The organism is Bacillus thermozeamaize, assembly GCA_002159075.1.
GTDB classification, from domain to species: domain Bacteria; phylum Bacillota; class Bacilli; order ZCTH02-B2; family ZCTH02-B2; genus Bacillus_BB; species Bacillus_BB thermozeamaize.
In genome coordinates this window covers 20,506-40,752 of sequence record LZRT01000004.1, presented here as the reverse complement: position 1 = coordinate 40,752, position 20,247 = coordinate 20,506, and the positions used below count along the sequence as shown (strand labels likewise).

Annotated in this window: 14 protein-coding genes and 1 pseudogene; 5 read left to right on the top strand and 10 right to left on the bottom strand. The window is 54.8% G+C overall.

The window, feature by feature from the left end; genetic code table 11:
- Positions 1 to 316: 316 nt before the first annotated feature.
- Positions 317 to 1,126 (top strand): hypothetical protein, encoded by an 810-nt coding sequence (locus BAA01_09750; GenBank protein ID OUM91165.1) that lies wholly within the window; start codon positions 317 to 319, stop codon positions 1,124 to 1,126.
- Positions 1,127 to 1,319: 193 nt separating this feature from the next.
- Positions 1,320 to 2,741 carry a succinate-semialdehyde dehydrogenase (NADP(+)) gene (gene gabD, locus BAA01_09745; GenBank protein ID OUM91168.1) on the top strand — a complete coding sequence of 474 codons (1,422 nt, stop codon included), beginning with the start codon at positions 1,320 to 1,322 and terminating at the stop codon, positions 2,739 to 2,741.
- 174 nt (positions 2,742 to 2,915) lie between these two features.
- On the opposite strand, the gene BAA01_09740 is transcribed toward gabD, so the two are convergent.
- The 6 genes from BAA01_09740 to BAA01_09715 form a co-directional block, all read right to left on the bottom strand.
- Positions 2,916 to 3,884, bottom strand: coding sequence for a hypothetical protein (locus tag BAA01_09740; GenBank protein ID OUM91164.1), 969 nt, complete (start codon positions 3,882 to 3,884; stop codon positions 2,916 to 2,918).
- A 172-nt stretch (positions 3,885 to 4,056) separates the two neighbouring features.
- A complete protein-coding gene (locus tag BAA01_09735) occupies positions 4,057 to 6,045 on the bottom strand; it encodes a hypothetical protein (GenBank protein OUM91163.1) in 1,989 nt (662 codons plus the stop codon).
- Entirely contained in the window at positions 6,020 to 6,799 is a 780-nt protein-coding gene (locus tag BAA01_09730; GenBank protein OUM91162.1) for a bacitracin ABC transporter ATP-binding protein, read from the bottom strand. The genes BAA01_09735 and BAA01_09730 overlap by 26 nt, the downstream gene beginning before the upstream one ends.
- A gap of 116 nt (positions 6,800 to 6,915) precedes the next feature.
- Positions 6,916 to 8,010, bottom strand: coding sequence for a hypothetical protein (locus BAA01_09725; GenBank protein ID OUM91161.1), 1,095 nt, complete (start codon positions 8,008 to 8,010; stop codon positions 6,916 to 6,918).
- Positions 8,007 to 8,711 carry a DNA-binding response regulator gene (locus BAA01_09720; protein OUM91167.1) on the bottom strand — a complete coding sequence of 235 codons (705 nt, stop codon included), beginning with the start codon at positions 8,709 to 8,711 and terminating at the stop codon, positions 8,007 to 8,009. The genes BAA01_09725 and BAA01_09720 overlap by 4 nt, the downstream gene beginning before the upstream one ends.
- Before the next feature lie 168 nt (positions 8,712 to 8,879).
- Entirely contained in the window at positions 8,880 to 11,084 is a 2,205-nt protein-coding gene (locus tag BAA01_09715) for an RNA-binding transcriptional accessory protein (GenBank protein ID OUM91160.1), read from the bottom strand.
- A 162-nt stretch (positions 11,085 to 11,246) separates the two neighbouring features.
- Between BAA01_09715 and BAA01_09710 the strand changes: the two genes are divergently transcribed.
- Both BAA01_09710 and BAA01_09705 read left to right on the top strand, forming a co-directional pair.
- The gene (locus tag BAA01_09710) at positions 11,247 to 12,746 is read left to right on the top strand and encodes a glycerol kinase (GenBank protein ID OUM91159.1); all 1,500 of its coding nucleotides are present in this window, start codon (positions 11,247 to 11,249) and stop codon (positions 12,744 to 12,746) included.
- Between the two features lie 278 nt (positions 12,747 to 13,024).
- Positions 13,025 to 13,591: a carbonic anhydrase gene (locus BAA01_09705; GenBank protein OUM91158.1), complete on the top strand. Its 567-nt coding sequence runs from the start codon at positions 13,025 to 13,027 to the stop codon at positions 13,589 to 13,591.
- A 45-nt stretch (positions 13,592 to 13,636) separates the two neighbouring features.
- Here the strand turns inward: BAA01_09705 and BAA01_09700 are convergent.
- The 3 genes and pseudogenes from BAA01_09700 to BAA01_09690 all read right to left on the bottom strand — a co-directional run bounded on the left by BAA01_09700 (position 13,637) and on the right by BAA01_09690 (position 18,267).
- A pseudogene (locus tag BAA01_09700) lies at positions 13,637 to 15,143 on the bottom strand (cardiolipin synthase).
- Positions 15,144 to 15,152: 9 nt separating this feature from the next.
- On the bottom strand, positions 15,153 to 16,193 hold the full coding sequence (locus BAA01_09695) for a sugar ABC transporter substrate-binding protein (GenBank protein ID OUM91157.1): 1,041 nt from the start codon (positions 16,191 to 16,193) through the stop codon (positions 15,153 to 15,155).
- Positions 16,194 to 16,281: 88 nt separating this feature from the next.
- Positions 16,282 to 18,267: a hypothetical protein gene (locus tag BAA01_09690; GenBank protein ID OUM91156.1), complete on the bottom strand. Its 1,986-nt coding sequence runs from the start codon at positions 18,265 to 18,267 to the stop codon at positions 16,282 to 16,284.
- Between the two features lie 341 nt (positions 18,268 to 18,608).
- Between BAA01_09690 and BAA01_09685 the strand changes: the two genes are divergently transcribed.
- The gene (locus BAA01_09685; protein OUM91155.1) at positions 18,609 to 18,917 is read left to right on the top strand and encodes a transcriptional regulator; all 309 of its coding nucleotides are present in this window, start codon (positions 18,609 to 18,611) and stop codon (positions 18,915 to 18,917) included.
- 496 nt (positions 18,918 to 19,413) lie between these two features.
- Here BAA01_09685 and BAA01_09680 read toward each other — a convergent pair whose 3' ends face one another.
- Positions 19,414 to 20,160 carry an RNA methyltransferase gene (locus BAA01_09680; protein ID OUM91154.1) on the bottom strand — a complete coding sequence of 249 codons (747 nt, stop codon included), beginning with the start codon at positions 20,158 to 20,160 and terminating at the stop codon, positions 19,414 to 19,416.
- Positions 20,161 to 20,247: the final 87 nt, after the last annotated feature.

Genomic DNA, 20,247 nt, shown 5'->3' with positions numbered 1-20,247 from the left:
TTGTGTTATCATGGGAGTGAGCCATCGGTAATTCCTCCTGTTATGAAGGTTTTCGTCGACTTAATCATAACGGAATTACCATGGCTTTTGTTTATTTCTTTTGTTGCATTTGATTTTACAATGAACCAAAATATTACTTTAAAAAAGGGTTTCTCGTCAAGCAGCCTCAGAGACTATGATAAAACAAAAAAAGGAAAAAGGTGCCGCACCTGCCGAAAAAAATTCATTCTCAAGCCTTCATTGCCCTTACCGGACATGATATAGTATGAGGTGGATGATTGTTGGAGCGAACACACGCAGAAGGGGGAACACCATCTTGAAACTTCAAAAGTGGTTGTACAAAGCATCCGTTTGGTGCATGGCTGGGGCACTTGCATTGACGATGTCGGCAACCTCTGCGCAAGCTGAGACCAATGAATTGTGGACCAAAGCCGCACAAAAGGCCCTCGCAGAGGCCAATAAGGTAGAGCCGGAACAGGTGAAGATCTCCGAATGGACCGTGGTGCCCAATGACACCACAGCCCTTGAACAGGAGGCCCGGGACAAACAATCCCAAAAGCAGGCTGATCTTCAGGCCAAGCGGCAAGAACTGCGTGAGGCCGAACTGAAACTGCAATCGGTGCAAAACGAGTTGACCAGCATCCAGCAAGCCACCCTTAGCCAGGAGAGCAAAGCCCTGCTCACGGAAACCTACTCCAAACAACTGGATGAAGCCAAAAAGGCTGTCGAATCCTTGCAAAAAGAGATTGAAAGCCTGGAAAACGAACTGAGCAAGCCGGCGGAAACACCGGACTATCCGAAAGAAATCGCCTATGCCGTCGCTTCGATCAAACATTTCAGCTATACGCTGCATAAGCTGGTCTATGTGGATCCTTCCAACGGCAAAGTGATTCCGGAAGCGCAAGCCAACAGTTATCAGGCGGTCAAAGAGATCAATAAGCAAGTCAAAAATCCCGACGCAGGCTGGAAGGACTCCTCGCTCAATAACGGCATGGCCGTCACCTATCTTCTCATCTTCCTGATCGCCTCGTATCTCCTGCTTTTCCGCACGGAACGGCACAGCCGCCAGTCCGAGGCGCTCATCCGCGCACGGGGCGGCGTCCACAGCAATACGTTCACGGCGTGAAGGCCGCAACTTAAACATCGACGTAAAGACGCCAACATGAAAAGGGCCACCCCCAGTGGGGCGCCCTTTTTATTATTGTCTCCCGGGAATGAAGGTTTCACTTTTTCAAACGATGGTTCATGCAGTACAATAGAAAAACGGATACCGTTTCGATTGGGTATGATCAAACAGATGACAGGAGGTTCACCTGATGCTGTACATCAATGGAGAGTGGATCAGCACCTCAAAAACCTATCCGGTCACCAATCCGGCTACCGGACAACCAATCGCCGAAGTAGCGGACGGCCAACAAGCGGACGCCGCCAAAGCGATTGATGCCGCGTCTGAAGCCTTCCGCTCTTGGTCGAAACTGACCGCATACCAGCGTTCGCAATACCTCTACCGCGCCTGGGAAATCATGATGAAGAAAAAGGAACATCTGGCCCGCACCATGACAGAAGAACAAGGGAAGCCGCTTCGGGCAGCCCGCAATGAAGTGCAATATGCAGCCGATTTCCTGCTCTGGTACGCGGAAGAGGCCAAGCGGGTCTATGGCGAATGGATCCCTGCGCCGCGGGCCGATCAGCGCTTTTTGGCGATCCGCCAGCCCGTTGGCGTCGTAGCCGGGATCACGCCGTGGAATTACCCGATCTCGATGATCACCCGGAAAGTGGCGCCCGCGCTGGCAGCCGGCTGCACCTTCATTTTGAAACCGGCCGAACAAACGCCGCTTTGCGCCATCGAAACCTTTAAAGTATTCGAAGAAGCAGGCATCCCGGCGGGCGTCGTCAACCTCGTGCCGACCAGCAACCCGGTGCCTATCGGCGAGGAATTCCTGAACAACCCGAAAGTGAAAAAATTGACCTTTACCGGCTCGACCGAAGTGGGCAAAATGCTCGCTGAAAAAGCTGCCCGGCAAATGAAGCGGGTGTCGATGGAGTTGGGCGGGCACGCGCCGTTTATCGTCTTTGAGGATGTCGATCCGGTTCACGCCGCCAAAGGCGTTTCGCTGGTCAAGATGCTCAACACCGGTCAAGCCTGTATCAGCCCCAACCGGATCTTTGTCCATAAATCCATCGTCGAACCCTTTACCGAAGCGCTTGTCGCCAGCATCCGGAAGATGAAGGTGGGCAATGGACTGGATGAGGAGACCCGCATCGGCCCCCTGATCGACGAAGCGGCGCTGGCCAAAATGACCCGTCAGGTGGAGGACGCGGTAAGCAAGGGAGCCCATCTGGCATTGGGCGGTAAGCGATTGACGGAAGGCGGACTGGAGCGCGGCCATTTCTTTGCCCCGACCGTCCTGACCGGGGTGACGCCAGAGATGCTGATATACCGGGAAGAGACGTTTGGCCCCATCGCGCCGGTCATCGTCTTCGAGGATGAAGAGCAAGTGCTTCAGATGGCCAACGACACGCACTACGGCCTGGCCGCCTATGTCTACACCCGAGATCTGAGCCGGGCGATGCGGATGTTTGAGGGCCTGAACTTCGGCATCATCGGCATCAATGACATCAACCCGACCGCTGCCGCCGCGCCATTTGGCGGAATGAAAGAAAGCGGCCTGGGCCGGGAAGGCGGCAAAGAGGGAATTGAAGAATACCTTGAGACGAAACTGGGCGGATTTTCCATCTAGTCGGCATATGGTCATCTTCAAATGAATCATTTAATCATTTTGCCGGGGGTGCGTTTTGCGGCCTTCATCACGCAAAACGGCACCCCCTATCCGTCCCATCTATCCCTGCTCACACCCTCCTCTGCATATCACCGCTTGCATAAAACCGTTTGCCTGCCCACAGGCCGGACTTTTTCAAGCCTCCTCTCCGAACCGCATCTGCCCGCTTTTTTCCCTCACGTAGGCATCGTTATAATGGGCCATCATGTCATCACCCGGCAGGCAGCTGTCCAAGGGCACGACATGATTCAGGCCTCTTCCCCGCAAAAACACTTCCCTGTGATCCAAATACCCCACAACGTCTGTCTGATCCGGTCCGTTCCAAGATTCAATGTCCAAGATCGTCATCCCGTTGTCCCCGGCAATAAATTGGGTGGCCAAGCCGCTTCCCGCCGGTTTCACAACGATATCCCCTGGTTTCAGGGACGCGTTGCCGTGATTGGTCCGCAAGATCCCGGTTCCCTCCAAAACCACGTACATCTCATCGACATCCGAATGATGATGAAGCCGGTTGCCTGAAGCATGGGGAGCCAAACGGTATACTTGCGAAAAAAGCCGGTCCGATCCGAGCACTCCCGTCAGCCAGGTAAATGCTCCGCCGCCTTTCGTCTTACTCGTGCGTTCCAACAATGGGGTGCCGGCATCCGTTACGTTGACAACGGGGGCGATCCATCTTTCCTGGATGCGATCCACCGTTTCCCCTTGCAAAAACCGTTCCACCTCCTCCAAAACCGGATCCTCCGCGTTTTCAGCCGCATCCAGCACTCCCACTCCTCCAAAATAGATGGACATCATGCGGATCACGTATTCCAAAGCCGCAGGGCTACAGGAGCGGATGATGCCGATCACCGGCCGCTGCTTTTGAACGAGGGCATCTGTCAGCCCGCCCAACGTCTGCCGCACCCACAAGTGAAGCGAAAACCACTGAGTACGCGGATTGCCCGGGGGCAGATCCAATTGCCCCGCCTTATTTCTCCCTGCCTTCCGCAAGAATAATTCCCACGCCAAGTCAAAGCGGATGATCTCCGCCTCATATCTGTTTTCTAAAATTTCAAATAATGAATCTTGGGGCGCGTTTCTGGCAATGAACAATAATGGCTTCATCTTTCGGACCCCCCTTTTCAGCGTGATATGGACTAGCAATCTCATCCATTTTAGCATCAATCATCCGCTTTGGCATCCATCCTCCTCACCATGATATCCGCTCGGAAAGATCCGCCCTATTTCAGATCAAGACGGAGGGATACACGCCAAACGTGTATCCCTCCGTTTGCGCTTACCTAGAAGCACGCGATAAACTCCGCAAATAGATATTCCTCGTCAGCAGAAAATACACCAGTTGCAACAAGAAAAACACGGAAAAGATGGTCAACCCTGACATCCACAGCGTTCCCCAGCCGTCCATCGATCCACCCAGGATCATCAAGAGGTTCCCTATGGCCTTATAGGCAAACACGGCATGGACCACGCCAACAAAAAAGGGGATGAAGAACAGGAGCGCCACTTGAGACGTGACCACCCGCTTCAATTCTTTGCCTGTCATGCCCAACCGGTTCAGCATCCGGTACTGGCTGGTGTCATCCGGCAGTTCGGTGATCAATTTGAAATAAATCAGGCTGCCTCCGGCGATGAAAAAGAGCAGGCTGACAAAAGCGCCGATAAACAGCGTCAAGGCGTTGGCTTGCTTGCTAGACAGATAGAACTGAACGCCTGATGCGAAATGGTCACGCTTATCTTCCGGAATCTGCGCCAAGATTTTATCGATCGTCGGCTGGGCCGTTTGCCAATTTTTCAGTTCATAGGCATAGACGGCGTATTTCTCCTGTTCAGGAATCACCTGCATCCAGCGCTGGTAATCCGCATCGGAGAGGATTAAAAAGAAGCCGGCCCCGCGCCGGCCGAGTTCCGGAATGGTCAACAGCGGAACCCCAATCCGCTGGACCAGCCGGAAGGTGGCGCGCTCGCCCATGATCTGCGTGGTCAGCTGTTTCTCCCCTTGATCGAACGTGAGATAATCGGGCAGCACATAGCCTGCCTCTCCCGGTTTCAGCACCAATGGGACAAGTTCTGGCCTGTTGGCCGCCAGCCGGTTGTAATCCGAATTGGACATGACCGACAACTCCACATCCACCGATTTGCCGGACCACATATTGTCCGCCATGGTATTCTTGAGCCTCGCCGGAACGGCAAAGATCACCTGTTTTGTCTCGTAGGCCACCTCCGCCCCGTCCTCCTGCAGGATGGCTTTCACCTTCTCGGGGCGAATCACCTGATGGCTGCCTGCCCCTTTCTCAACAAAACTGAAGGTTTGAGGATACATTCCACGGTGCTGCCGTTCAATATCCTGATACGTAATGTACACCGCGCCCGTGGCGGTCAAAACCACCGCGTTGATGATCGACACCAGAAACAGGACACGCGCGTTGTCCCGCAACTTGAAGATCAGCTGGGAGATCGTGACGAGGCGCGGGCCCTGGTACGCAACATGGCGGTTTTTCCGCAGCCACCGGAAAAAAGCCACGCTGGCCTGGGTGTAGAGAAAATAGGTGCCCACCGTGGTCAAGATGACAATCGGCAGCACCAGGACAAGGGCGCTCATCAGCGTCACCGTGTACGCCATCGTATACCCGGCTCCGATGCAGAGCACCGCCACCAGCACGAGCCAGACGGAAAAAGCAGGCAGCGGGCGCATTTTGCGGGATTCCTTGAGCAGCTCCACCACTTCCTGCCGGCGGATGCGAAACAGCATCACCAGCGTGATCAGCTGGTACAGAATGAAATACCCTGCCGCTGTCAAGATCATCGCCTTTGGCACCAACTGAAAGCGCAGCGGGGCTTCCACATCCAGCAATTCCGTCATCCCCATCAAAAACAACTTCAAAAACAGCGTTCCCAGTGCCAAGCCGGCGAGAATGGCCACCGTCGAAACCAGCGTGTTTTCGTAATAAATCAGTTTCTGCAGCTGCCTGCGGGTCATGCCGAACAGCGTCAGGAGGCCGAATTCTTTTTTCCGCGAACGAATAAACGCCTCATTGGAATACAGGACAAAGAAAAACGAAAAAACCAGGATCACGACCTCGGCCGCCACCATCCCCTGCTGCACCAAAGCTCGGCCGCGGATTTTGCCGGCAATCACGTCCGGATGCAAGATAAAGGAGGCATACAGGTAAAAGACCGTCACGGCGAACACGCTGCTGAGAAAATAGGTGAGGTACCGTTGCCAATGTCCCTGGACGTTTTTAAGGGCGAACCGGCGAAAGGTCATCGAAGTTCCCCCCTAGCAGGCTCAGGACATCCAGAATCTGCTGGAAAAAAGCCTGGCGGTTGGTTCCCCGGCGGATTTCCGAAAAAAACTGCCCATCCTTGATGAATACAATCCGCTGGCAATAGCTGGCCGCAAAAGGATCGTGCGTCACCAGCAGGATGGTGGCCCCCTGTTCCTCGTTAAGCTGTTGCAGTGACGTCATGACTGCCCGGGCCGACTTGGAATCCAGGTTTCCCGTCGGCTCATCGGCCAGGATGATGGCCGGCTTGTGGATAACGGCACGGGCGCAGGCGGCCCGCTGCTGCTGGCCACCCGACACTTCGTAGGTCCGCTTGTCAAGGATATCGGTGATGCCCAGCAATTCGGCTATCTCGTTTACCCGTTCCTCCATCTCGCGAAAACTTTTTCTCTCCAGCACCAGCGGCAGGAGGATGTTTTCGCGGATCGTCAACGTGTCCAGCAGGTGAAAATCCTGGAACACAAACCCCAACCGGCGTCGCCGGAACAAGGCCAGTTCATGATCCTTCAGCATTTTGGGGTTGACCCCTTCGATCCAGATTTCTCCGGACGTGGGCGAGTCGATGGTGGCCAACAGGTTCAGCAACGTGGTTTTGCCGCTCCCGGAAGGCCCCATCACGCCGACAAATTCCCCCGCATCCACCTCCAGATCAAACTGGTTCAACGCCCGGTGAAACACTTTTCCTTTTTCGGCATGGTACACTTTGGTCAGCTTGTAGGCCGTCAGTACCTTCAACGCCTCTCATCCTTTCCACTGCGCCATCATCTGTTCCTGCACATGATGATACAGGGATCAGCCGCATGCTGCGATCGATTTGGCTTACAAATCAAGGGGGTCTTCTTACAAATTTGTCACCTGAGGGCCCCCTGGTGCAGGGTTGTGGATGAAAAGCGCACCGTGAAAGTGGTTCCCCGCCCGACTTCTGACTGCACAGTGATGTCATGTCCCAGCCGCCGGCACACCTGTTTGGCCAGGTACAGCCCCATCCCGGTGGATTGGCGGGTCAGCCGGCCGTTTTCTCCGGTGAAAAAAGGCTCAAAGATGCGTCCAAGGTCCTGTTCCGGGATTCCGATCCCCTCATCCGTCACCTGCACTTCCACCCCGTCCGGCATCTGCCGGACAGCAATCGTCACCGTTTTCCGGGCCATCTCGCCAGCCATATCGTCCTGTTCCACAGCCAGCCGCGAATACTTGATGGCATTGTGAATCAACTGCTGAAAGACAAAGCGGATCCATTTCGGATCCGTCTCCACGAACACTTCATCCTGCTCGGCAATCAGCCTGGGATAGAGACGGTGGCGGATCCACAACGTCCGTTCCTCGTTGATCACACTGCGCAACAGACCCAGCAATTCCACCCGCCGGGGGAGCAAATCCCAGGAAAATTTCTCGAGGCGGGCCAGATGAAGCATCATCTCCAGCCCGCGGGCCAGACGTTCATATTCCTTTTCCACGTTGTCAAACAATTCCCGGTACATCTCCTGCGAATGGGCATGCTGCGCCTGCTGCACCAGCAGATAAAGGACAGAAACCGGCGTTTTCATGTAATGCGCCCACTGGTTCATCAAATCCAGATGAAGCTGCTGCCGCTCCTGAAGGCGCGACAGCTCTGCCTTGTACAACTGATAATGCCGCTCGAGCAGGTTTTGAAAGACGATCTGTTCACGCGTGATTGGCCGCCCCAGATGAACCGCGAGATCAAGAGCAGGTTGCTGGAAAGCCTCTTCCACCCGCTTCCGGAAGGGACGCTGCCGCAAGTAATCGACCGTACAAAAGAGCAGGAGAAAAAAGGTGGAAAGCAGGAAGAGATAGAGGATGTTTCCCATGCCCAACGAACGGTCCTGCTGACGCATCGCCAGTTCCACAACCAACACGATCAGGAACAAATGGAAATAATACAGTCCGGCAAAAGCGAGCCGATCCCGAAGGTAAGAACGAAACATCATGCTTCCCCCTGCCAAGTCACCCGCAGTCTGTAGCCCTGCCCGCGCACCGTCTCGATGGCATCGGCAATCCCAAGTTCCGCCAGTTTCTTCCGCAACCGGGTCACATTCACCGTCAGCGTGTTATCATCCACAAAATCCGTCTCATCCCACAGCGCCTCCAAAAGCTCCTCTCGCGTCACCACGCTTTCCGCCTGCCTGATCAGGCAGTCCAGCAAACGGCACTCTTTCGGTGTGAGGGGAACTTTTCGGTCCTTCCAGGAAATCTCCTGTCTGTCTCGGTGGATGTATAATCCCGCCAGTTCCTGGACATCTGACAACGGGCGTGAGCCCGCATATTCCCCGTAAGCTCTCCGCAGCACCCCCTTGACCTTGGCAAGGAGCACTTCCAAATGAAAGGGTTTGGTGATGTAATCATCCCCGCCGCATTCAATCGCCAATACCTGGTTCATCTCATCCGACCGGGCCGAGAGGTAGATAATCGGAACGTGGGAGACCGCGCGGATCTGACGGCACCAGTAAAACCCGTCATAATACGGAAGATTGATATCCAGGAGCACCAGATCGGGCTTGACATCGAGAAACTCCCGCCGGAGATCTTGGAAATCCCGGGCGCACAAGGCCCGGTACCCGTAACGCTGAAGGTGTTCCTGCAGAATCGTGGCAATGGATACATCGTCCTCCACAATCAGAATGGTGTACATAGGAAACCACCTTTCATCATCCGTCCCCACTACCCATCCGTCCGGCAGCCAAGCCATCATGATGTCGCCCGGCCAATCCGTCCTGTCCATATCATCCAGACGAACATCACTTCTTGAATGTTTCATTCCGCGTATCCATCCAACATGCCATCCCATGCCGTTCGCCGTTCAATGGATCCCCTTCATCGAAAGGGATACCCGTCCCCTTTTCAGATCCACTTGAATGACGCGCACCCGGACAATATCGCCAATCACCACCACATCCAGCGGATGACGGACATAATGATCGGCCAATTCCGAGATATGGATCAGGCCATCCTGCTCCAGGCCAATGTCGACAAAGGCCCCGAAGTCCACCACGTTTCGCACCGTTCCCTGCAAGATCATCCCGGGCTTCAGTTCCTCCATGCGCATCACGTCAGTGCGAAACAGAGGCGGCGGCAATTCCTCCCTCGGATCACGCCCCGGCTGTTTGAGCGCAGACACAATGTCCCGCAAGGTGGGTACGCCAACCCCCAGCTCTTTCGCCTTGGCCGGCACATCCATTTCCTCCAGCTTTTGCCGGAGCATACGCCGTCCCTCTTTATCTCTCAACACCTCCGGGGAGAAGCCTAACTGTTCCAGCAGCTTCACCGCCACTTGGGTTGACTCGGGATGAATGGGCGTATTGTCCAACGGCATCTCGCCATCCGGAATGCGCAAAAAACCGGCCGCCTGCTCGAAGGTTTTGGGACCGAGACGGGGCACCTGCAGCAGTTGCTCGCGGCGGGTAAACTTTCCTTCCCGTTCCCGCCAAGCCACAATTTCCCGGGCGACAGCCTTTGTCAGGCCGGCAACATACGACAAAAGGGACACCGAGGCGGTGTTCAGATCTACCCCCACCGTATTGACGGCCGATTCGACGACAAAGGTCAGCCGCTCCTCCAGGCGCTTTTGCGACACATCATGCTGGTATTGGCCCACGCCGATGGATTTCGGATCGATTTTCACCAGTTCTGCCAGCGGATCCTGCAGACGGCGGGCGATGGAAATGGCGCTGCGTTCCGATACATCCAGGCCGGGGAACTCCTCAACCGCCAAAGGAGAGGCGGAATACACGCTGGCTCCCGCCTCCGAGACCACCGTATACACGACCTGGCGCGAACATTCCGGAAGCAATGAAGCCACAAACCATTCCGTCTCCCTTGAAGCGGTCCCGTTGCCGATGGCAATCACATCCACCGCGTGACGGCGGATCAATGTCAAAAAAACCTCCTTTGCCTCTTCCAGCCGGCGATGGGGCGGGTTCGGATAGGCCACCGCGATATCCAGCACTTTGCCTGTCTCATCGACGACGGCCAGCTTGCAGCCGGTTCGATAGGCGGGATCCACGCCAAGCACAACCTTTCCCCGCACAGGCGGCTGGAGCAGGAGATGACGGAGATTTTCGCCAAAAATCCGAATCGCCTGTTCTTCCGCCTTTTCGGTGAGCATGGCGCGAATTTCCCGTTCCACGGCGGGCGCAATCAAGCGCTTATAGGCGTCATGAATGGCGGCGGCGAGTAAGGAGCGGGCCTCGGATGATGCGCCTGCAGCAGCCATCTTCGCCAGATTCCGCTTTTCCAGAGACTGCAGCACCTCTTCGCCGGGAACTTCAATCGATACCTTTAACATCCCTTCCCGCTCTCCCCGGTTGATGGCCAGAATCCGGTGAGGGGGGATTTTCTGCACGGCCTCCTGATAATCATAGTAGTCCTCATAAACCGACTCTCTGTCCGGTTCTGCCGCGCGGCAGACCAAAACGCCCCGTTTCCACGTCCACTCCCGTACCCACTTCCGGTTTTCCGCGTCGTCAGATACCATCTCGGCGATGATATCCAGCGCTCCCTTCAGGGCTTCATCCGGCGTATGCACCGCTTTTTCCACAGAGAGGTACTGGGCAGCCACAGCCAGAAGATCTCCCGTACCATCCTTGATCAGCCATTCCGCCAAAGGAGCGAGCCCCTTCTCCCGAGCTGCAGCGGCTCGCGTCTTCCGCTTCGGACGGTACGGCCGGTACAAATCTTCCAGTTCCGTCACGCTTGCGGCCCGTTGAATCGCCGCGGCCAGCTCCGGCGTCATCTTTCCCTGTTCATCAATCAGCCGGAAAATCTCTTCCCGGCGTGCATGCAGATTCCGCAAACCTTGGTACCGTTCCTGGATCATCCTGATCTGCTGTTCATCCAACTCACCCGTCATTTCCTTTCGATACCGGGCGATAAAGGGAATTGTATTCCCACTGTCCAGCAGTTGTATGGTTTTCTCTACCTGGGTTTTGCGCAACCCCAGTTCTTCGGCTATCTGGAAAGCAAAATCTGGTGCAGCCATCGGTGTGCCCTCCGTTTCCACGCCCATTTTAACATAAGGCACATCAGTCCGGAGATGCCCACCCGCTCCAGGAACCTTCCAAAAACGGCAAAATCGATCCAAAAACGGATGGACAGAATAGACTGACTGGTCTACCATGTTAGAAGTTAGAATAATTAGGATAGAACGATGATAGAAATGGGGGAAATCATGAAGCCATCCCATATCCTCGCCCTCGATCAAGGCACCAGCAGTTCCCGCGCCATTCTCTTTGACCGGTCGGGACGGATGATCGGCATGGCACAGAAGGAAATCCGCCTGTCCTATCCGCGGCCTGGCTGGGTGGAACAGGACCCGATGGAAATTTGGGGCACCCAAATCAGCGTCGCCAATGAAGTTCTGGAAACCACTGGCGTTCGCCCGCAAGAGCTGGCCGCCATCGGCATCACCAATCAACGCGAGACCACCATCGTCTGGAACCGACACACCGGCAAGCCGATCTGCCCGGCCATCGTCTGGCAGGATCGCAGAACAGCCGAAATCTGTGAGACATACAAAGCACAGGGATGGGAGCCTGCCATCCGCCAGCGAACCGGCCTGGTTCTGGACGCCTATTTTTCGGCGACCAAGCTGAAATGGATCCTGGATCATGTGGAAGGGGCTCGGGAGAAAGCCGAAAACGGCGATCTGCTCTTCGGGACCGTTGATGCCTGGCTGATCTGGAACCTCACGCGCGGCCAAATCCATGCCACCGATCCTTCCAACGCCTCGCGGACGCTACTCTATAACATTCACGAAAAGCAATGGGACGACACGCTCTGCCAACTTTTCGGCATCCCCATGTCGATGCTGCCAGAAGTCAGGCAGTCCAGTGAGATCTACGGCTTGGCCGATGTCCAGCTGTTCGGAGGCGCGGCCATCCCGATTGCCGGAGTGGCAGGGGATCAGCAGGCTGCGCTCTTCGGACAAACCTGCTTCGAACCCGGAATGGCCAAAAACACCTACGGCACCGGTTGCTTTCTGCTGATGAACACAGGAGAAAAAGCCGTCTCCTCCCATTCGGGGCTCCTGACCACCATCGCCTGGACGATCGGCGGCAAAACCACCTATGCCCTGGAAGGCAGCGTGTTCATCGCCGGTGCGGCCATCCAATGGTTGCGGGATGGCCTGCGCTTGTTCAACCGGGCGGCTGACTCGGAAGTAGCTGCAAGAAAAGTTCCGGATGCCGACGGCGTCTATGTGGTGCCCGCCTTTTCCGGGCTGGGCGCTCCATACTGGGACATGTACGCCCGCGGCGCCATCTTCGGGCTGACGGGACGGACGACCAGGGAACACATCATCCGGGCCACCCTGGAATCCCTGGCCTACCAGACAAAAGATGTCCTGGATGCGATGGAAAGGGACGCGCGGATCAGGCTGCAGTCGCTGCGGGTTGACGGAGGCGCGGTGAAAAATGAGCTGTTGGTGCAGTTTCAAGCCGATCTGCTTGGCGTGCGCGTCCTCCGGCCCGTGATCACCGAAACCACGGCGCTTGGCGCCGCCTACCTGGCAGGCCTGTCCTCGGGATTCTGGACGATGGACGACATCACAGACAGGCATCAAATCGACATCATTTTCGAGCCCCAAATGGATGAACCGACCAGAGCCTCCCTGTACCGCGGATGGCAAAAAGCGGTCAAGCGTACATTGGGGTGGGCCGCCGAAAACTGATCCACGCCGAAACCTGATTCAAGCGAAAAAAATCCGCGCTCCGCCTCGACGAGAAGCGCGTTTCCCGGGAAATGAAAAAGGATTTTGGCTTTTCGTGTCACATTTGCAATAACCTGGACATGAAAGCCCACAGGCTTCAGACACGGGAGATGGTCAGGTCAATCCCCTCGAGTTCGGGAAAAACATTTTGCATTGTTCCAACTTTAAAGATTGATCATCTGTGGTAGAATACTTCTGAATCCGACCTGAAAGAAGCAACCTGAAAGGGTGATGTGAAAATGTCTCTTCTGCATGACATTCTGGAATTCAACCGGAGCTTCGTCGAAAATCGGGAGTACGAAGGCCTGCGGACGACAAAATTCCCGAACAAGAAAATGGTCATTCTTACCTGCATGGATACCCGCCTGATCGAACTGTTGCCGCGGGCGATGAACCTTCGCAACGGGGACGTCAAGATGATCAAAAACGCGGGCGCCACCGTCTCCCATCCTTTTGGCAGCATCATGCGGAGCATCCTTGTCGCAGTCTATCAATTGAACGCCCGCGAAGTGGCTGTGATTGGCCATCACGACTGTGGGATGATCGGATTGGAAGCAAACACCATAGTGGAAAAGGCGCGGGAAAGCGGGATCCCGGAAGAGACCTTCCAAACCCTGATCCGCGCCGGAATCCCTATCAAACAGTGGCTGACGGGGTTTTCCAGTGTCGAGGAAAACGTCACCCACAGCGTCCAACAGATCAAACAACACCCGCTGTTTCCTTCCCATATCCCGGTTCACGGCCTGGTCATCCACCCCGAAACCGGCAAGCTGGATCTGGTGGTGGACGGATACTCGATGGAATGAAAGGTGCCTGAGATTGAAACCGACAGAATCAAAAAAACGGCAACTCTAAATCAAAGGCGAAAACAACCGGGCAAAGGAATTCCGGAACCGCACCCACCACGGCATCCGGATCAATTCATCCAGCGTGACTTCCCGCGCGTGCCGCAAATCCTGGGAAAACTGGGTGCGCAATACCAGAATGTCTTCGGGGCTGTAAAGCAGCGCGTTGATCTCAAAATTGGTATAGAGGCTGCGAAAATCCAGGTTGGCGGAACCCACCGAGGCCACCAGGTTGTCACAGACCATGATCTTGGCATGCAGGAATCCCCGCTGGTATAAGTAGATTTTGACCCCCGCTTGCAGCAATTCGTAAAAATACGAGGAACTGGCCCAATAGACAAACAGGTGGTCAGGCCGCGCGGGAAAAAGCAGCTTCACCTCAACGCCTCGCAGGGCGGCTGTTTTCAGAGCCATCAGGATGGCATCGTCGGGGATCAGGTAAGGGGTGGTGATGAGCAGCTCCTCTTGTGCCTCATTGATCATGGCAAAATAGGCCTGGGCGATGCTCTCCCATTTCTGGTCAGGCCCGCTCGGCACAATCTGGACGCCGCGCCTGCCCTGAACCTCTGGCAGCGGGAAGTAGGTGGGTTCAAACAAATACTCCTTTGTGGCGGTATACCAATCGATTAAAAAAACCATCTGCAGCGAATGGGCAGCCCCTCCGTGAATCCGCAACTGCGCATCCCGCCAGGCAGAAAACCGCCCTCCCGCCACGTATTCATCGCCAATATTCATGCCGCCCGTATAGGCGATCTCCCCGTCGATGACAACGATTTTCCGGTGATTCCGGTAGTTGATTCGGATCTGGATGAAGGGAATCCGCGTCGGGTAAAACCAGGAAAAAGAAACGTTGGGATGAACCAGCAGCGGCTTGAGAAAGCCACGGTCCAGATAGGCAATACGCCAACATCCGAGCCGATCCAGCAAGATTCGAATCTGCACGCCTTCCCGCGCCTTTTCCAATAACGCATCCCTGAGCAAAAGTCCGGTCGCATCCGGTTTCCAAATAAAAAATTCCAAATGAATGTGGTGCTTGGCTTGCCGAATATCGCGCAGCATCTGCTTCAGCCAGGGTTCACCCGAAAAATACAGTTCCGTCTGGTTTTGGTAGGTCACCGGCTGAAAGCAACTGCGGTAGACAAATTGCTCAAACGCCGCCGACTTGCGAGTGGAATCATAGCTCTTCGCATCCTGCATCGGATTGCTCATGTCAGGAAAAATATTGGCGTCAAACAGCTTTTGATACAGGCGGTTTTTGCGGTAGTTTCTGCCAATCAAGAGATACAGGATCAAACCGATAAGCGGAACAAAAATAATCACAATCAGCCAGGCGGTCGTGGCTACGGGGTTTTTATTGTTGGATATGACGACCACACAAACAGAACCAACGATGAAGAACAACAGGATAGAGAGGAACAATTCCATCTTTTCACCTTTCAAAAAAATCGTTAAAAAGCCACCTTGACTCTATTTTCCCTTGCCTCCGGAAAAACGTCAAGGTGGCCTTCGTCAGGCGATTCAGTTATTCGTTAATCACTTCTTCTGCCTTGCTCCGCATCGAATCGGTGATCGTCACGCCCATCTTTTTCGCAGCCTCGGCATTGATCACCAGTCCCAACTCATCCGGGTATCCGACCGGAATGTCTCCGGGTTTCTTCCCGTTTTTCAGAATGTCGACAGCCATCTTCCCGGTTTTGTAACCCAGTTTTACATAATCCAGACCATAGGAGGCCAGTGCCCCTCTCTTCACGGAGTCCGTCTCGCCGGCAAAAATTGGCACCTTTTTCTCCTCGCCGACCTGAAGGACTGATTCGAGCGCTTGCACGACGGTGTTATCTTTGGGAATGTAGATGGCATCAACGCGTCCCACCAGGGATTCAGCCGCCTGTTTCACTTCCGCGCTGGAGGCCACGGTCACCTCTTCAGACTTCAGGCCAAGCTTTTGCAGCTCTTCCTTGGCGCGCGTCACGTTGACAACCGCGTTCTGTTCCCCGGCATTGTAGATCATTCCCACTGTTTTGATGTCAGGAAACTCTTCCTTGATGAACTTCATCAGGAGAGGAATGGCATCCGGGTGCGTATCGGAGGTCCCGGTGACATTTTTGCCGGGCTTCTCCATGTTGTCCACCAGTTTGGCGCCCAAGGGATCGGTAATGGCCGTAAAGAGAACCGGGATGCCTGCAGGTTCCGCTTCCTTCACCACCGCTTGAGCGGTTGAGGTGGCGATGGCGAGAATCAGATCTTTTTTGTCGGCGACAAATTTCTGTGCGATGGTGGTATTGTTGGTCGGTTCGCCCTGCGCCAGCTTTACCTCGATATCTTCTTTACGAAATCCGTTGTCCAACAGGGCCTGAATAAATCCTTCCCGTGCGGCATCGAGGGAAGGATGCTCCACCAATTGCGCAATCCCTACTTTAAATGACGTTTTGTTGTCCCCGGACGCATTCTCCTTCTCCTGTTCCTGCGATTGATTTCCGTCTGGCTGCCCGGCGCCACAACCGGCGAGAAGCAGCGCAAGGCTGAGGCCGAGAATCAGCCAAACCCCCCATCGATTTTTCTTCATCCTGTTCCTCCTCTGTCTTCATCGTTGCATTTCTTTAATGCGGCAAAACATTAATCTGGTTTTATGTTATAGGGAAAGAAAAATTCTGTCAACTGCTTTCTTGCTGGGCAGATCGCGGCAATACCACATCCATCATCTCCCGGTCAAAAGTCTCCTTGTCGCCGGGAAAGATCACTTCAACATTGGGATACACCTTCTTGGCCCGGAAAGTTCCTTTCAGCGAAACGGTTGCCTTCGTGCCGGAACGGGTACCCACTTCCGAACTGTACACATCCCCTTCCGCGTAAATCTCGGAAGCCCTGATGGTACCCTGACAGTGAACGGAGCCTCGGGCATAAATCCGGCTGTAATAGACCGACTCCTTCACCTGGACATCCCCGCTGGCCTCGACGGTGGTGTTGTTGAGACTCCGGACGAACACCGACCCCTTCCGCCTGATTTCATCCGACACGGCTTGCAGGCGCTCACTCATCTCATCCGCAAGTTGGTCCAGATTCAGGCGATCCAGCATGGATAGGGCGGCAGGTTTGGCGAATCCTTGCAATTGATCCTCCAGCCCGGCGCTCCACTCCTGCAACAGGGCATTGTTCCTGACCATTTGGCAGAATTGGTCCACAAGCTTTGGCAATTGCCGAAACTTATTTTCGATCAACAGGAAAGCCAATCTGCCGTCACCTTCCCGAACCACCTCAGGACGATGCATGCGCAAGTGCTGAATGCTCTGGCGCAACTGCAAGATCTGCTGGTGGATCTGCTTCAGCAGCTGTTCCGCCTGCAAGAGCGCCTCGGCAGCCACCCCGGCGTTCAGTCTGCCGCCGAACACTACCTTCTCCGCATGGATGTCGCCCTGCGCCGCAATCCTGGCGTGGCTGACGTTTCCATAAAGGTATACGTTTCCCACCGCCTCCAATTCCACGCCGTCCAGGACATCCCCCTGAACCACCACGTCTCCTTGAAAGCGAATGCCTCCCTCTTTAAAGGTCAAATCCCCGTTTACCGTATGAACCGGCAGGATACTCACGGTCGTCCGGTTAAGTATAGGCCGGCCAGACATTTCCGCAATCGCTTCCGTCCCCTCCTCGTTGAGCCGCACCCCTTTTCCGGCTTTCATCTGGATTTCTTTCCCTGGCGTGTGCGGAATCACTTTCCCGGTAACCGTCTGACCGTCCCGGCCCGGCTGCGGGGGGTGCAAACGTGCCACTACCTGCCCCTGTTCCGCTGATTCAATTTCCCGCACCATTTGTTGCCGAAATGGAGAATCCGGGCTGTTCAGCATCCGGCGTGGCGCCCGATGGTAGATCAATTCAATCCGTCCGTCCACGCCATGCATCGGCGGCACCCCTTCCGCGACCACCACCCATTCCAGAGAACCTTCCTGTGCCAAACGTTCCAGCCTTTCCTCCAGAATCCCCACCGTAACACCTTTTGCCATGAGCGCCGCTCGAAGTTCCTCCACACGAAAGCGTTCCGGTTCCACTTCCTGAATCTCTGCCCGCAAGGTCAGAACTGCCCGTGGTTCAGGCTGTTCCAGCAAAGCGGCCGTATACCCTTTGATATACTCCACGCGCATCAGCGCCTGTAACTCATCCTTGGAAAGTTCCACGTCAACCCGGCGCTCCGGTGCTTCTTCCACTGCCTGGACGATGACCTGCCGCTGGCCATCGTATATAAACGGAAAATCCTCAACAACCTGGCCATCCGCAATCAGCTGCACCCCTTTTGCGACGCGAATGGACGGAAAACGCCCCTTGCCCACCGGCGCCACAAAGCGCAACTGTCCATCGACAAAACTCAACGTGCCATCCCTGTCCATTTCCAACGCGGGTTCCCCAGCCAATGGCTGGGGATTCCCCTCCTCCGGCTGACGCGCCTCCGCTTCACCCGAAACCGCTTCCGATGCCGCAGCTGAAGGAGCTTGACGCAGGTGCAATTCCACCTCCACCCACCTGGGACCAAAGAGGCTTTTCTTCTCTTTGATCACCCTCACTTCCACATCCTCTTGCTTCCATCCCGTCTGGGCAAGCCCCTGTTGCACCGCTTCCTCCACCGTTTTTGCCCTGACTTTCAATACCATAACAGCACCCCCTCTTTCCATTTCATCGCCGCAGCACGCCCTTTATCCATACATGTTCATTACATGTTCATTTGAACCTGCCGTCCCTTTTCCCAACCCCATTCCCATCCAACAGCATAGCTATCCGAATCAATCATGGCGCTTTCTCGTATAATCATAGCATGACGAACACCCGTTGTGGCATTTTTATCCACTTAATTTTCGAACATTCACGGCATGCTCCTGCCGCCTTTTTGACGTCACATGCTTCTAAAGTTGATTCTCCCTATTCCGGCTGTTACAATGACGATGATCAACGGGTCTGGAAAACTCAAGCCGTCCATAAAGGGGTGTGACGGGTCATGCAACGCGAAAAACACGCGGCCCAGTCGACCGGAAAACAAGTCGTCCAACCGCGCAAAACCCAGCTGATCAACCGCCTCAAGCGCATCGAGGGTCAAGTGCGGGGCATTCAGCGGATGATCCAGGAAGACCGGTATTGTGTAGACATTCTGGTGCAAATCGCCGCCATCAAGTCGGCCATTGAACAGGTGGCGCTGGTGTTAATCGAGGATCACACCCGTCATTGCGTGAGCCAGGCCATCCAAAACAACCAACAAGAACAGGCCATCTCCGAATTGATGGATGTCATCCGGCGCCTCACCAAGTAAACAGAACCAGATTTTGCGGAAATCGACCCGTTTCACCCAAAAACGTGGCGCAATCATTGGGCTGCCCTCAACCGGCAGCATCTTTTTTGATCCATTTTAACGCCGTCAAAGGCGCCTGACGGGGGAAATGTTGGAGAAATATTAAAAAGAGCGTGACATGATTGTTGCACAAAAAAAGAACCGCCCTTTGCCGGGCAGTTCTGTGGTTCAGCAAACAGGCCACGGAACCCGTGGGCTTCGATCAGCCCATTCATGAAAAGCCGGAAGCGGCACCGCAACAGACAGGCCCTTTGACGTTGGCTTTGAACACTTGCTCCTTCTCCTTGCTGCCGCAGGAAGGACAAGACACTTCGTCCCGTTTGTCAAAAGCGACCATCTCCTGATACTCGGTGCCACACTTCAGACAACGAAAATCAAACAGCGCCATCTCCCCGTCCCCCTCCATTCGCGTGAAACTATACCCTATCATGTATATTATTACATGTCGGCACCTGGTTCAAGCCGGTTTCAAATCATTGCCGGAGAGAATATGGCCAGGCATGTCCAATTTTTTTTGCACCTGGATCCGGATTCGCGACCGCAGGGTTTTCATGATCCATTGCAGGAGCAACTCCCTCTTTTCCTGGTCACTCAAATAATAGCGATCTTTGGCGGTTTCACGAGCCCGTTTCGTCACTTCTTGCAGGACCAGGGCCGCTGCCACGGAAATATTGAAGCTTTGCACAAATCCATACATGGGAATGTAGAATTTCCCATCCGCCAGGCCGGCCGCTTCCTCCGAGATTCCCTTGTGCTCGTTGCCGAAAATGAGCACGGTGGGCTTGGAAAGGTCGATCTCCTGGACCGGGACCGCTCCCTCGCCGAGATAAGTGGCGTATATCTGATAACCCTTTGATTTCAGATCTGTGATCGCCGATTGCAGACCCGGCCGCTCCTTGATCGTCAGCCATTTGTCGGCGCCTTGGGTCACCTTCTTGTTCGGTTCAAACGGTTTGTTCCCGGCGACGACGTAAACATCCTGGATGCCGAAGGCATCCGCCGTCCGCAGCACCGCCGCCTGGTTGTGCCCGTCGTCAACCGCTTCCAGCAAAACCGAGAGATATCGCGTCCGTTGATTTAACACCTGGTAAAACCGCATCAATCGCTCAGGTTGAACCATCTCGCAAATCCAACGTTCTTTTTCCTGCAATAAACCCGTTTCGAACAGCCTGTGAATAAAGTCCACATTGCTGACACGTTCCACTTCTATCACCCCTCTCCCAAATCTTTCATGCACGCTGCTGGACGGATTGGGCTGAATAGAAGTTGTGACCACTGAAAATCTACTACA